15 protein-coding genes and 1 tRNA gene are annotated in these 13,892 nt (G+C 63.0%); 1 reads left to right on the top strand and 15 read right to left on the bottom strand.

Annotated elements, in window-relative coordinates:
* Positions 1-28: 28 nt before the first annotated feature.
* The 8 genes from rpoB to C8N34_RS07575 all read right to left on the bottom strand — a co-directional run bounded on the left by rpoB (position 29) and on the right by C8N34_RS07575 (position 8,412).
* A complete protein-coding gene (rpoB, locus tag C8N34_RS07610) occupies positions 29-4,162 on the bottom strand; it encodes a DNA-directed RNA polymerase subunit beta (protein WP_108128568.1) in 4,134 nt (1,377 codons plus the stop codon).
* A 255-nt stretch (positions 4,163-4,417) separates the two neighbouring features.
* Entirely contained in the window at positions 4,418-4,795 is a 378-nt protein-coding gene (gene rplL, locus C8N34_RS07605) for a 50S ribosomal protein L7/L12 (protein ID WP_054303062.1), read from the bottom strand.
* 68 nt (positions 4,796-4,863) lie between these two features.
* A complete protein-coding gene (gene rplJ, locus C8N34_RS07600; RefSeq protein WP_108128398.1) occupies positions 4,864-5,379 on the bottom strand; it encodes a 50S ribosomal protein L10 in 516 nt (171 codons plus the stop codon).
* Positions 5,380-5,609: 230 nt separating this feature from the next.
* On the bottom strand, positions 5,610-6,308 hold the full coding sequence (rplA, locus tag C8N34_RS07595) for a 50S ribosomal protein L1 (RefSeq protein ID WP_054303060.1): 699 nt from the start codon (positions 6,306-6,308) through the stop codon (positions 5,610-5,612).
* A gap of 4 nt (positions 6,309-6,312) precedes the next feature.
* Entirely contained in the window at positions 6,313-6,765 is a 453-nt protein-coding gene (rplK, locus tag C8N34_RS07590) for a 50S ribosomal protein L11 (RefSeq protein WP_054303059.1), read from the bottom strand.
* 89 nt (positions 6,766-6,854) lie between these two features.
* Positions 6,855-7,388: a transcription termination/antitermination protein NusG gene (gene nusG, locus C8N34_RS07585; RefSeq protein WP_054303058.1), complete on the bottom strand. Its 534-nt coding sequence runs from the start codon at positions 7,386-7,388 to the stop codon at positions 6,855-6,857.
* A gap of 196 nt (positions 7,389-7,584) precedes the next feature.
* Entirely contained in the window at positions 7,585-7,785 is a 201-nt protein-coding gene (gene secE, locus C8N34_RS07580; RefSeq protein ID WP_054303057.1) for a preprotein translocase subunit SecE, read from the bottom strand.
* Positions 7,786-7,875: 90 nt separating this feature from the next.
* Positions 7,876-8,412 (bottom strand): peroxiredoxin-like family protein, encoded by a 537-nt coding sequence (locus C8N34_RS07575; RefSeq protein WP_108128397.1) that lies wholly within the window; start codon positions 8,410-8,412, stop codon positions 7,876-7,878.
* Between the two features lie 70 nt (positions 8,413-8,482).
* Here C8N34_RS07575 and C8N34_RS07570 point away from each other — a divergent pair, with 70 nt between their 5' ends.
* The gene (locus tag C8N34_RS07570) at positions 8,483-9,241 is read left to right on the top strand and encodes a helix-turn-helix domain-containing protein (RefSeq protein ID WP_199750776.1); all 759 of its coding nucleotides are present in this window, start codon (positions 8,483-8,485) and stop codon (positions 9,239-9,241) included.
* Positions 9,242-9,270: 29 nt separating this feature from the next.
* Here the strand turns inward: C8N34_RS07570 and C8N34_RS07565 are convergent.
* The 7 genes from C8N34_RS07565 to tuf form a co-directional block, all read right to left on the bottom strand.
* Positions 9,271-9,346 (bottom strand) — tRNA-Trp (locus tag C8N34_RS07565).
* Positions 9,347-9,415: 69 nt separating this feature from the next.
* The gene (locus C8N34_RS07560) at positions 9,416-10,057 is read right to left on the bottom strand and encodes a CatB-related O-acetyltransferase (protein WP_054303054.1); all 642 of its coding nucleotides are present in this window, start codon (positions 10,055-10,057) and stop codon (positions 9,416-9,418) included.
* Between the two features lie 75 nt (positions 10,058-10,132).
* Entirely contained in the window at positions 10,133-10,375 is a 243-nt protein-coding gene (locus tag C8N34_RS07555) for a DUF6525 family protein (RefSeq protein ID WP_308430007.1), read from the bottom strand.
* Positions 10,376-10,425: 50 nt separating this feature from the next.
* Positions 10,426-11,643, bottom strand: a complete 1,218-nt coding sequence (locus tag C8N34_RS07550) for a GTP-binding protein (RefSeq protein WP_108128566.1) — start codon at positions 11,641-11,643, stop codon at positions 10,426-10,428.
* Between the two features lie 83 nt (positions 11,644-11,726).
* Positions 11,727-12,122: a VOC family protein gene (locus C8N34_RS07545; RefSeq protein WP_108128396.1), complete on the bottom strand. Its 396-nt coding sequence runs from the start codon at positions 12,120-12,122 to the stop codon at positions 11,727-11,729.
* Between the two features lie 13 nt (positions 12,123-12,135).
* Positions 12,136-12,564, bottom strand: a complete 429-nt coding sequence (locus C8N34_RS07540) for an HIT family protein (RefSeq protein WP_108128395.1) — start codon at positions 12,562-12,564, stop codon at positions 12,136-12,138.
* A 142-nt stretch (positions 12,565-12,706) separates the two neighbouring features.
* Positions 12,707-13,882, bottom strand: a complete 1,176-nt coding sequence (tuf, locus tag C8N34_RS07535) for an elongation factor Tu (RefSeq protein WP_054301627.1) — start codon at positions 13,880-13,882, stop codon at positions 12,707-12,709.
* Positions 13,883-13,892: the final 10 nt, after the last annotated feature.

Raw genomic sequence — 13,892 nt, 5'->3', positions numbered from 1 at the left:
GGGATGGGTGAGGAGGGCGCGACCGCCCTCACTCCTCCTCCGCATCCAGGAGTTCCATATTCAGGCCGAGGCCGCGGACTTCCTTGACGAGCACGTTGAAGCTTTCGGGAACGCCCGCTTCGAAATTGTCCTCGCCCTTCACGATCGACTCGTAGACCTTGGTCCGGCCGGCCACGTCGTCCGACTTCACCGTCAGCATCTCTTGCAGGGTGTAGGCGGCGCCATAGGCTTCCAGCGCCCAGACCTCCATTTCCCCCAGACGCTGACCACCGAACTGCGCCTTGCCGCCCAGCGGTTGCTGGGTGACGAGGGAGTACGGTCCGGTCGAACGTGCGTGCAGCTTGTCGTCGACAAGGTGGTGCAGCTTGAGCATGTATTTCACGCCCACGGTGACACGGCGGGCGAATTTCTCGCCCGTGCGGCCATCGAACACCTCCGACTGACCCGACTGGTCGAAACCGGCCCGGCGCAGCGCGTCGTTGACATCCGCCTCTTTCGCACCATCGAAGACCGGCGTGGCAATCGGCACGCCGCGCGTGACGTTCCCGGCCAGTTCAAGGAATTCGTCCTCGTCGCGGTCCGAGAAGGCGGCGTCATAGGTCTCGTCGCCGTAGGCCAGACGCATCGCCTCACGCACCGGAGTCATATCGCCGGAGCGGCGATAGTCCTTCAGCGCCTCGTCGATCTTCAGCCCCAGACCGCGCGCGGCCCAGCCCATGTGCGTTTCAAGGATCTGACCGACGTTCATCCGCGACGGCACACCAAGCGGGTTCAGCACCAGATCGACCGGGGTGCCATCCGCGAGGAACGGCATGTCCTCCATCGGCACCACTTTCGAGATAACGCCCTTGTTGCCGTGACGACCGGCCATCTTGTCGCCCGGTTGCAGCTTGCGCTTCACCGCGACGAACACCTTGACCATCTTCATCACGCCCGGAGGCAGATCGTCGCCGCGACGGACCTTCTCGACCTTGTCCTCGAAACGCAGGTCCAGCGCGCGGCGCTGAGCCTCGAACTGCTCGTGCAGGGCCTCGACTTCCTTGGCCAGATCTTCCTCGCCGACAGCAAGCTGCCACCACTGGCCACGCGACAGCGAACCCAGCAGTTCGTCATCAATGGTCGAACCTGCCTTGATGCCTTTCGGACCCTTGACGGCGACCTTGCCCATGATCAGCGACTTCAGACGCGCATAGATGTTGCGCTCCAGAATGGTCAGCTCGTCGTCGCGGTCGCGCGACAGGCGTTCCACTTCTTCACGCTCGATCTGAAGCGCACGCTCGTCCTTGTCCACGCCATGACGGTTGAACACACGGACTTCCACGATAGTGCCATAGGCGCCCGGCGGCAGACGCAGCGAGGTGTCACGCACGTCGCTGGCCTTTTCCCCGAAGATGGCGCGCAGAAGCTTCTCTTCCGGCGTCATCGGGCTTTCGCCCTTCGGGGTGATCTTGCCGACCAGAATATCACCCGGCTGCACCTCTGCGCCGATGTAAACGATGCCAGCCTCGTCGAGGTTGCGCAGCGCTTCTTCACCGACGTTCGGGATGTCGCGGGTGATTTCTTCCGGCCCGAGCTTGGTATCGCGGGCGGCGACTTCGTATTCCTCGATATGGATCGAGGTGAACACGTCGTCGCGCAGGATGCGCTCCGAGATCAGGATCGAGTCTTCATAGTTGTAGCCGTTCCACGGCATGAAGGCCACGATCACGTTCCGGCCAAGCGCCAGTTCGCCCATGTCGGTGCAGGGGCCATCGGCCACCACTTCGCCACGCGCGACCTTGTCGCCCACCTTCACCAGCGGGCGCTGGTTGATGCAGGACGACTGGTTCGACCGCTTGAACTTGCGCAGACGATAGATGTCCACGCCCGGCTCGCCGGGTTCCAGGAACTCGGTCGCACGCACAACGATACGGGTCGCGTCGACCTGGTCGATCACGCCGCCGCGCCGCGCCATGATGGCCGCGCCCGAGTCGCGGGCCACGACGGCCTCGATCCCGGTGCCGACGAAGGGGGCATCCGATTGCAGCAGCGGCACGGCCTGCCGCTGCATGTTCGAACCCATCAGCGCACGGTTAGCGTCGTCATTTTCCAGGAAGGGAATGAGCGAAGCCGCGACCGACACGAGCTGTTTCGGCGACACGTCGATCAGGTCGATGGCATCCGGCGGATTGAGCATGAATTCGCCCGCTTTCCGCGACGAAATCAGATCGTCCTGGAAGCGGCCCTGCTCATCCTGCGCGGCGTTGGCCTGCGCGACGGTATGGCGCATCTCTTCGGTCGCCGACATGTAGACCACATCGTCGGTCACCTTGCCGTCCACCACCTTGCGGTAGGGGGTTTCGATGAAGCCATACTTGTTCACGCGGGCAAACGTGGCCAGCGAGTTGATCAGACCGATGTTCTGGCCTTCCGGCGTCTCGATGGGGCACATCCGGCCATAGTGGGTCGGGTGAACGTCGCGCACCTCGAAGCCCGCGCGTTCGCGGGTCAGACCGCCCGGCCCGAGCGCCGACAGACGGCGCTTGTGCGTCACTTCCGACAGCGGGTTGGTCTGGTCCATGAACTGCGACAGCTGCGACGAGCCAAAGAACTCGCGCACCGCGGCAGCGGCCGGTTTGGCGTTGATCAGATCTTGCGGCATGATCGTGTCGATTTCCACCGACGACATCCGCTCCTTGATCGCACGGTCCATGCGCAGCAGGCCGACGCGATACTGATTTTCCATCAGCTCGCCCACCGAACGCACACGGCGGTTGCCGAGGTGGTCGATGTCGTCGATCTCGCCCTTGCCATCCCGCAGTTCGACCAGCGCCTTGATGCACTGGACGATATCGTCGCGGTCCAGCGTGCGCTGGGTATCCGGCTTCGCCAGATCCAGACGCATGTTCATCTTGACGCGGCCCACGGCCGACAGGTCATAGCGCTCGCTGTCGAAGAACAGTGTGTCGAACAGGGTCGAGGCGGCTTCCACGGTCGGCGGCTCGCCCGGACGCATCACGCGATAGATGTCCATCAGCGCGGTGTCGCGGTTCCAGTTCTTGTCCGCGGCCATGGTGTTGCGGATGTAGGGACCGACGTTAATATTGTCGATGTCCAGCACCGGGATCTCGGTGATGCCCTGATCCAGCAGCACCTTCAGCGTGCCACCCTTCACCTCGCCGTCGCGGTCGTAGTCCATGGTGAGTTCATCACCGGCCTCGACCCAGATTTCGCCGGTGTCTTCGTTGATGATGTCACGCGCGACATAGCGGCCGATGATATGGTCGAACGGGATCAGCAGTTCGGTGATCTGCGCCTCGTCGATCCATTTCTTGACCATACGCGGCGTGGCTTTCTCGCCCGCCTTCAGGATCACCTCGCCGGTGGCCGCATCCACGAGATCATAGCTCGGCCGGGTGCCGCGCACGCGCTCGGGGAAGAACCGGGTCACCCAGCCCTTGTTCTTCTGATACTTGAAGGTGACCGTATCGTAATACGCCTTCATGATGCTTTCCTGATCCATGCCCAGGGCATAGAGCAGCGTCGTCACCGGCAGTTTCCGGCGACGGTCAATGCGTGCGAACACGATGTCCTTGGCGTCGAACTCGAAGTCCAGCCACGAGCCGCGATACGGGATGATGCGGCAGGCGAACAGCAGTTTGCCCGAGGAATGGGTCTTGCCCTTGTCGTGGTCGAAGAACACGCCGGGCGAACGGTGCATCTGGCTGACGATCACGCGCTCGGTGCCGTTCACGATGAACGTACCGTTCGCCGTCATCAGGGGCATGTCGCCCATGTAGACGTCCTGTTCCTTGATGTCCTTCACCGACCGGGCGCCGGTGTTTTCATCGACATCGAACACGATCAGACGCAGCGTCACCTTCAGCGGCGCGGCATAGGTCATGTCGCGCTGCTGGCACTCGTCGACGTCATATTTCGGCTTTTCCAGCTCGTATTTCACGAATTCCAGAACGGCGGTCTCGTTGAAGTCCTTGATCGGGAAAACCGACTGGAAGACGCCCTGAATGCCCTCGCCATCCTGCGCCTTCGGGCCGTCGCCCGATTTCAGGAACAGGTCATACGAGGATTTCTGAACCTCGATGAGGTTCGGCATTTCAAGGACTTCACGGATTTTGCCAAAGTAGCGGCGGATCCGCTTCTGGCCAACGTAGCTCTGAGCCATGCTCATCGTCACCTTTCTGTTTCGCCGACGCGCGGCCTGTCGGGGCTCAGGCGCGTGCCGATTGCGATCAGGGGGCAGGTTCCATTCATGCGGCCCTTCCCGACGGGCCGCTCCCGAACCTCGAACCACGCCTGGGAAGAAGCTGCGCACAGCACCTTCCGAGCCGGGGTCCCTTGAGACGGCTCAAGCTGGGCCTGACGCATGGTCAGACCCAGCCCGATCCGTAGACCTTTCAGTGCCAGGGCACCGGAAGGATTACTTCAGCTCGACCTTGGCGCCAGCCTCTTCGAGCTTCTTCTTCATCGCTTCGGCATCAGCCTTGGCAACGCCTTCTTTCACTTTGCCGCCGGCTTCCACCAGGTCCTTGGCTTCTTTCAGGCCAAGACCGGTGATCGCGCGCACTTCCTTGATCACGTTGATCTTGTTGGCGCCGGCGTCGGTCAGAACGACGTCGAACTCGGTCTTTTCTTCTTCAGCCGGAGCAGCCGCACCAGCAGCCGGGCCAGCAACCATCACCGCGCCGCCAGCAGCCGGCTCGATGCCATACTCATCCTTCAGGATGTTCTTCAGTTCCTGGGCTTGCAGGAGGGTCAGACCGACGATTTGTTCGGCGAGAGCTTTAAGATCAGCCATTTTTCAGTTCCGTTCAGTTAAGATGGGGGTTCCAACGGGATTGGGCAACCCACGCGAATATCCCAAGGTCAGGCCGCAGCCTTGTCCTCGATGGTCGAAAGGATGCCAGCGATGTTCGAAGCAGGCGCGCCAATGGCCCCGGCGATGCTGGACGCGGGCGCACCGATCATCGACACGATCTGAGCAATGAGCTCTTCGCGCGACGGCAGGGCGGCCACGGCTTTCACACCGGCCTGGTCCAGAACCGTGTCGCCCATGGCACCGCCCAGAAGCACGAACTTGTCGTTCTTCTTGGCGTAAGCCTCGCAGACCTTCGCCGCAGCGACGGGGTCTTCCGAGAAGGACATCACGGTCATGCCCGTGAGCAGGTCACCCATCTTCGCAGCGGGTTTCCCTTCAAGGGCGATCTTGGCGAGCTTGTTCTTGGCAACGCGAACGGAACCGCCGACGGCGCGCATTTGCGCCCGCAGGTCCTGCATCTCTGCAACCGTGATACCCGCGTAGTGTGCAACCACAACCACGCCAGAGCTTTCGAAGATCTGGCCGAGTTCCTCGACCACTTTCTCTTTCTGGGCTCTATCCACAGTTTCACTCCAAGTTTGGGGGTTTCCCCCCGGCTCGTATCTGCCCCTGTCACCAAGGGCGTTCGGGTCCGCTTGGGGCTCCCGAAACCAAGACCGCCGAGGCGCTCTTCAATCCCGATCCCCATCTCAGGCAGGACATTAAGGCGTTTGCGCGCCACCCGCCGTCTCGGACAGGACGGGGCGTTACCGCCCCGCCATCCCCTTGTCACCAAGGGGAATTTCGTAAGGCCTCAGTTACCCGAAGCCGAAGCGAGGTCGATCGACACGCCCGGACCCATGGTCGAGGACAGCGAAACCTTCTTCACATAGGTGCCTTTGGCCCCTGCCGGTTTGGCGCGGGTCACGGCATCAACGAAAGCGCGGACGTTTTCGGACAGCTTGCCGTCCTCGAACGAGACCTTGCCGATACCGGCATGGATCACACCGGCCTTTTCGACCTTGAACTGGACTTCGCCGCCCTTCGCCGCTTCGACAGCCGTTTTCACGTCCATCGTCACGGTGCCGACTTTCGGGTTCGGCATCAGGTTGCGCGGGCCAAGGATCTTACCCAGACGGCCGACCAGCGGCATCATGTCCGGGGTGGCGATGCAGCGATCGAATTCGATCTTGCCCGACTGGATGGTTTCCATCAGGTCTTCGGCGCCCACGATGTCGGCACCGGCGGCCTTGGCTTCATCAGCCTTGGCGCCACGGGCGAACACCGCCACGCGCACGGTCTTGCCGGTCCCGTTCGGGAGCTGGACAACACCACGAACCATCTGGTCAGCGTGACGCGGGTCAACACCGAGGTTCATCGCGATTTCAAGGGTTTCGTCGAATTTCGCCGTGGCAGCCGACTTGATCAGCTTCACCGCATCCTCAACCGAGACCAGTTCCTTGCCAACGAAAGCTTCGCGGGCGGCTTTGGTACGTTTACCGAGTTTCGCCATGATCTCAGCCCTTCACTTCGATGCCGCAGGACTTGGCCGAGCCGAGGATGATCTGCATCGCGGCCTCGACGGAGTTCGCGTTCAGGTCTTTCATCTTGGTTTCGGCAATCTGGCGGATCTGCGCCGCGGTCACCTTGCCAGCCACTTCACGGCCCGGCTTCGACGAACCCTTCGGACGGTTCCGCTTGCCGACGGCCGGCAGACCAGCAGCGACCTTCAGCAGGTAGGAAGCCGGCGGGGTTTTCAGGTCGAGCGAGAACGACTTGTCCTGATAGTAGGTGATCACCGTCGGGATCGGGGTGCCCGGCGCGAAATCAGCGGACTTCGCGTTGAATTCCTTAACGAAGGCCATAATGTTCAGACCGCGCTGACCCAGCGCCGGACCGACCGGCGGGGAGGGGTTGGCCTGCTGGGCCTTCACTTGCAGCTTGAGGCTGCCGATAATCTTCTTGGCCATCTGGCCGTCTCCTTTGTCACCGCACCCTTGGGGGCGCATGGTTTAGTGGTCCGGTCCGGGGCGCACCCCTCGCCTCCCACGCACAGCACTCAGATCTGCTTGGAGACCTGAGTGAATTCCAGTTCGACCGGGGTCGCACGGCCGAAGATCGACACCGTGACCTTCAGGCGCTGATGATCGTCGTCCACACCCTCGACCATACCGTCGAAACCCTCGAACGGGCCGTCGGTCACCTTGACCTTCTCGCCCACATCGAAACGGATCAGGGTGCGCGGCGCCTCCTGCCCCTCCTCGACGCGGTTCAGGATGGTGTTCACCTCAGCATCGCGCATCGGCATCGGCTTGCCCTGCGGGCCAAGGAACCCCGTCACCCGATTGATCGACGAGATCAGATGGTAGCCGCGATTCGACATCTCCATGCGCACGAGCACATAGCCCGGCATGAAGCGACGCTCGGAGGTCACCTTCTTGCCGCGGCGCACCTCGATCACCTCTTCGGTCGGAACGAGAACTTCCTCGATCTCGTCCTCAAGGCCGTTTTCCGCCACGGCTTGCTTGATCTGCTCGGCGACCTTCTTCTCGAAATTCGAGAGGACGGAAACCGAATACCACCGCTTCGCCATGCTGCCTTCACCACCTTCGTCGCACGGGTAAGGCCGCAGCCCGGCCCGTGAAATTCCTGCCAAATCAGGGCGATAGCTCACCCCGGACGGAACAAAAAACAGCGCGCAACTCGAATCGCTGCGCGCCGGTTTCCCATTCGTTGCGGCGGACATAACGGTCCGCGCCCCGGAATACAAGGAAAAACGGCGTTATCGCTCAGCCGCCGAAGCCGCCGACGACAGCGGAAAGCCCGCTGCGGATCGCCAGATCGACCAGGCTGAAGAAGGTTGCCGACAGGGCGGCCATGATGAACACCATGATCGTCGTCAGCACAACTTCGCGACGCGACGGCCAGACAACCTTGCCCACCTCGGTGCGCACCTGCTGGATGAACTGGAGAGGGTTGACCTTTGCCATGCGTGAAGTCCTGCCAATGCGCGTGCGCCGTTTCAGGGGGCGGAGATACGCGCTTGCGCCCCGGATTTCAAGCGCAAGCCGTGCCGCAGCCTAAACCGCACCCGTATATTCGCCCCGCGCCGGGTAGTCAGCCTTGATGGCGAAGTCCAGCGCCCCCACCAGTTCCGAGAAATGCGGGCGCACGAAGGGCATGGTCTGCACCGATCCGTAGTAAAGTGTTTGCTGCGCCGTCACCAGAAACAGGCCCGGTTCGGAGAATACCGCAGGCTCCTCCAACCCGATGGAGGTCTTGCCCCGCGATGTGGACAGATAAAGCCCCCAGTCCCGCGCACCCCACAGCGGCAGATCATATCCGATGCGCAAGGTATCGGCTCCGATTTTAGCGGCCATACCCCGCGCGCGCTCCGCCGTGTCAGAGCTGACCGCAACGATGCCAACACCGCGCGCCACAAAATCGGCAACGCGTTTCTGCAACTCGGTCAGATAGGTCGCGCAGATCGGGCAGTGCAGGCCGCGATAGAAACAGACCAGCGTACCACGCTCATTCCGCTCCGCCGCCAGATCGAAGGCCCCATGGTCCAGCGTCGGAACAGCAAGATCCGGGGTTTTCTGGCGCGGCATCAGCATCGGGTATCCTTTCTTGGCTGTGATACCGGGTGGGTATATCCAGTGTTTTCATCCTGAAAATCCGAATAACATGACAGAAACCCCCGAAACCTGCCCCGACCGCCTGTCCAGCCTGATGGCGCGCTTCACATTGTCCGTCAGCCCCGCACCTGTGGGCACGGGAAACCTGATCGTGCTGGCAACACAGGACGGCACGGCAGATCACGCACTGCTGTGCCTGCGCGGCAAGGCGCTGCACAGCGGCGAGCGGGCGCCGCTGCTCTCGGCCCGCGTCGATTGGGGCGGGGTGGCCAACCCGCTGGCCAGCGCTCTGCCAGATCCGGTACGCGTCGATCTGCGGCAGGATGCTGAAGGCGCCACGCTGATCCGCCTGCTTCAGGCCGAGATCACCGGCCCGCGCTGTGGCAGTGCATCCGTCATCGCGCGGCTGACCGAAGTTCTGATTGTACGGATGCTGCGGGACTGCATCGCCTCGGGCTCTGCCACACCCGGCCTTCTGGCAGGCCTGGCAGACCCCCGGCTCAGCCGCGCCATCGTCGCCATTCACGACCAGCCCGAAAAGACTTGGCTGAATGACGATCTCGCCGTCATCGCGGGCCTCTCGCTGAGCCGGTTCGCAGACCTGTTCACTGTAACCATGGGCGAAACGCCCGGGGCCTATGCCCGCCGGTGGCGGCTGTTGCTGGCCCGGCAGGATCTGGCGCGCGGCCAGCGGGTTGAGCGTGTGGCGCATCGTTACGGTTATGGCTCGGCCGAAGGCTTCAGCCGCGCCTACCGGCAGCATTTCGGCACAGCGCCCATAGCAGAGCGCAAGCGCCACAGCGCCTGAACACTTCACACATCATATCTGGAAGGGCCTGGCAGGGGCAGCAGGACTTGAACCCGCGACCCTCGGTTTTGGAGACCGATGCTCTACCAACTGAGCTATACCCCTAGGCCTGCGGCGGGAATTACGGCACCCATGGGGGGAAATCAAGGGGCAACCTGAGGCTGCCCCGAATTTTCAGCACCGCTCCAGTGCGTCGATGTCATCGGTCATCAAAGCGGGCAAAGCCGCCTCGATCCGATGGGCGGACCAGTCCCACCACGCCAGCGCCAGCAGGCGTTCGACCACATCGGGGGCAAAGCGATAGCGGATCACCCGCGCCGGGTTGCCCGCGACAATCGCATAAGGCGGCACCTCACCGCCCACCACCGCCCCGGCACCAACGATCACCCCGGCACCCAGACGCGCGCCAGGCAGGATCAGCGCGCCGTGGCCGATCCAGACATCCGGACCGATCACTGTATCTGGCAGACCCTTCACCTGCCCCAGCATCAGGGGCAGCGTCGCCGGATCGAAAACCGCAAAAGGATAGGTACTGAACCCGCCCATCAGGTGATTGGCCGAGGCGGTGATGAAACGCACACCATGCGCGATCTGACAGAAGGCCCCGATCAGAAGCCGTTCCGGCGCACCGGGATAAAGATAGGGCGCCAGCCGCGCCGCCCAGTCCTCCGGTGGATCGAAGTCATTGGCATAGGCGTGGCGACCGACGGTAATGTTCGGATGGTCGATGACAGCGGCCAGATGCACCATCGACAGGTTTTCAGACCCGTCGGCAAAACGCATCGGATGCCGCAAGGCGGGATTAGGGAAGGGCATGGCAAGACCTTTGGCTGATGTTTATGGAAACAGGCTCAGGCGGTCTTGTTCATCTTTCCCTCCATCGGTGTGGTTCTATCCTGCCACAGGTTGCACCGCACCACCAGCCATCGGATGCCCCGCCCCCCAGATGCGCGCCGCATCCCGCGCCACCAGCCGCGCTTCGGCGATCGTCAGACGGTCCAGCGCCGCTGCCTCGCTGCCGGTTTCGGCCAGCGTGCGCCGCCACAGCCGCAAGGCGCTGGCGGCGCTCCACGGCAGAAGCGCCCCGGCCAGCCAACGCCGCAACGGTGGCGGCAGCCCGTCGTAGACCGCCATCGGGGCACCCTTCTGCGGACGCCGCCGCAGCCGTGTTGCCAGATTGCGCCTCATGCCGCCCCGGCGCCCCAGCGCGGGAAGGGGTCGGCCATGCCGGCCCAATCTTCCGGCCGGAATACCTGCGCAGGCACCAGCGCCGCATCCAGCGCCGCCGTCAGCGCGGCCCGGTCCAGCCCCATACCGATGAACACGATCTCCTGCCGCCGGTCGCCCCATGGCTCGACCCATTGCGCAGCAATCTCGGCCCGCGCCTCGGGATGGCTCGGCAAGCGTTCCGTCGGAACCGAGGCCCACCACCGCCCCAAGGGCCGCACCGATGATATCGCCCCCGCAAGCGAGAACTCCGCCGCCCAGTCCGGTCGCGTTGACAGCCAGAAATGCCCTTTCGCGCGGATGACACCCGGCAGATCACCATTCAGCACCCGATACACACGGCCCGGATCAAAAGGCGCCCGCGCCCGGTAAACGAAAGACGAAATGCCGTATTCCTCGGTCTCCGGCACATGATCGGCAAAACCGTAAAGCTCCTGCGCCCAAAGCGGGTGCTGATGGGCGCGGTCAAAATCGAAAAGCCCGGTATCCAGCACCTGCCCCGCATCAACCCGCGAGAAGTCGGTCTCGATGATCCGCGCATCGGCATTCAGCGACCGCACGATGGCGCGTGCCTCCGCCAGGGCGAGGGGCGCGGCATCGGAGACCTTGTTCAGCACAATCACATCGGCAAATTCAATCTGCTCGGTCAGCAGTTGCACGATGCTGCGATCATCCTGCGGCCCCAGCACCTCACCCCGGTCGCCCAGCAGATCATGCGAGGCGAAATCGCGCGGCAGGTTCACCGCATCGACCACGGTCACCATGCAGTCCAGCCGGGCGACATCGGACAGGCTCTCCCCCTCCGCATCACGGAAGTCGAAGGTAGCGGCCACAGGCAGCGGCTCAGCGATGCCGGTTGATTCGATCAGCAGATAGTCGAAACGGCCCTCCTCCGACAGGCGACGCACCTCGGTCAGCAGGTCTTCGCGCAGGGTGCAGCAGATGCAGCCGTTCGTCATCTCGACCAGCTTTTCCTCCGCCCGGCTCAGGTCGCTGCCAGCACGCACCAGATCGGCGTCGATATTCACCTCGGACATGTCATTGACGATGACTGCAACACGGCGGCCTTCGCGGTTGTTCAGGACAGCATTCAAAAGGGTAGTTTTGCCCGCCCCCAGAAAACCGGACAGAACGGTGACGGGCAGGCGGGAATCGCGGGTCTGACTCACGGGCATCTCCATTACGTTATATCATAACATAAATGGATCAGGCTGCCCCCGCAATGACAAAGGCCGCCCCCAGGGCGGCCTTCCGGCGATCAGAGGTAACGCCCGCCGCGCTGCAAGACCTCTATCTTGTAGCCATCAGGGTCCGTGACGAAGAAAAATCGCGCGATGACGGTGCCACCCGGCGCGAACTCCACCAGCTTGCCGGGGTTCAACCCGGCCGTCGTGAACCGCGCATGTTCGGCGGCAATATCCTCAACCGAAAAGGCGATATGACCGTAGCCGTCGCCCAGATCATATGGCTCTGTCCGGCCCCGGTTCACCGTCAGCTCCAGTTCCACCTCGGATTCGGCATTAGACAGGTAGATCAGCGAGAAATCGGGAAAATCCAGCCGCTCGGCCACGCGCAGCCCGAAGGCCATGTCATAGAAGGCCAGCGCGCGCGCCTCGTCCAGCACGCGGATCATGGAATGGATGTAACGGGGCATCGGAAACTCCGGGTCAGGAAAAGGCGGGTCGAAGGGCGGCGGCGATGGCGGCCATCTCCTCGGCGGGCAATTGCGGCGGCGCGCTGAACACACCCGGCCCATCGGCCAGATAGGCGGCCGAGGTCACGTCATGCTGATCCTGCATGGGCACCACATGGGCGTGGGCATGCGGCACATGAATGCCGGTGTAGAACATCGCCACGCGCGGCACGCCGTAAAGCGCCTTCATCCGGCGTGCAAGCTGTTGCGCACAGGTGGTCACGCAGGTCGCAAGGTCGGGCGGCAGATCCTCGAACCAGACGTGATGCGCCTTCGGGATCACCAGCGCATGACCGGGCCGGATCGGATGCAGATCGAGAAAGGCGAGGATGTGATCATCCTCATAAAGCTTGTGCGCAGGCAGCGCACCGGCGGCGATCCGGCAGAACAGGCAATCGGTCATGGGCGGGTTCCTCGGATCCGGGCACGTCTACCCTAGCCGCCTCCCGTCGCGCGTCCACCGCGAAAGCAGAAGGGCCGCCCTTTTGGGCGGCCCTTCGTATCTGAGACCTTCGACACGCCGTTGCGGGCGTGCCTTTGGATCATCATTCGATGATCTTCGACACCACGCCGGCGCCGACGGTGCGGCCGCCTTCGCGGATGGCGAAGCGCAGCTTCTCTTCCATCGCGATCGGCGCGATCAGCGACACGTTGAACTTCAGGTTGTCGCCCGGCATCACCATCTCGGTGCCTTCCGGCAGTTCCACCGTCCCGGTCACGTCCGTCGTGCGGAAGTAGAACTGCGGACGGTAGTTCGCGAAGAACGGCGTGTGACGGCCACCTTCCTCTTTGGTGAGGATGTAGGCTTCCGCTTCGAACTTGGTGTGCGGCTTCACCGAACCCGGCTTGCACAGCACCTGACCACGCTCGATCCCGTCGCGGTCCACGCCACGCAGCAGCAGGCCGACGTTGTCGCCCGCTTCGCCCTGGTCCAGCAGCTTGCGGAACATCTCGACGCCGGTGCAGACGGTCTTCTTGGAAGCGCGGATCCCCACGATTTCAAGCTCTTCGCCAACCTTCACAACGCCACGCTCGATCCGGCCGGTGGCCACGGTGCCACGACCCGAGATCGAGAACACGTCTTCGACCGGCATCAGGAACGGCTGGTCCACAGCACGCGCCGGAGTCGGGATGTATTCGTCCACCGCCGCGATCAGCGCGCGGATCGCGTCTTCGCCGATTTCCTTGTCGGTGCCGTTCATCGCCGCCAGAGCCGAGCCCTTGATGATCGGAATGTCATCGCCGGGGTAGTCATACGACGACAGCAGTTCGCGGATTTCCATTTCCACGAGTTCCAGCAGCTCCGGGTCATCGACCTGGTCCACCTTGTTCATGAACACGACCATGTAGGGAATGCCCACCTGACGGCCGAGCAGGATGTGCTCGCGCGTCTGCGGCATCGGGCCGTCAGCCGACGAAACCACCAGGATCGCGCCGTCCATCTGCGCCGCGCCCGTGATCATGTTCTTCACATAGTCCGCGTGGCCGGGGCAATCGACGTGCGCATAGTGACGCGCATCCGATTCGTACTCAACGTGCGCCGTCGAGATCGTGATCCCGCGAGCACGCTCTTCCGGCGCACCGTCAATCTGGTCATAGGCGCGGAATTCACCAAAATACTTGGTGATCGCAGCGGTCAGCGTCGTCTTCCCGTGGTCAACGTGGCCAATCGTGCCAATGTTGACGTGCGGTTTGTTCCGTTCAAACTTTGCCTTTGCCATGGGGGCCCTC

This window comes from Gemmobacter caeni, from assembly GCF_003054195.1.
Lineage (GTDB): Bacteria > Pseudomonadota > Alphaproteobacteria > Rhodobacterales > Rhodobacteraceae > Gemmobacter > Gemmobacter caeni.
The sequence above is the reverse complement of the archived record's forward strand: the minus strand, read 5'-3'. Positions and strand labels throughout refer to the sequence as shown.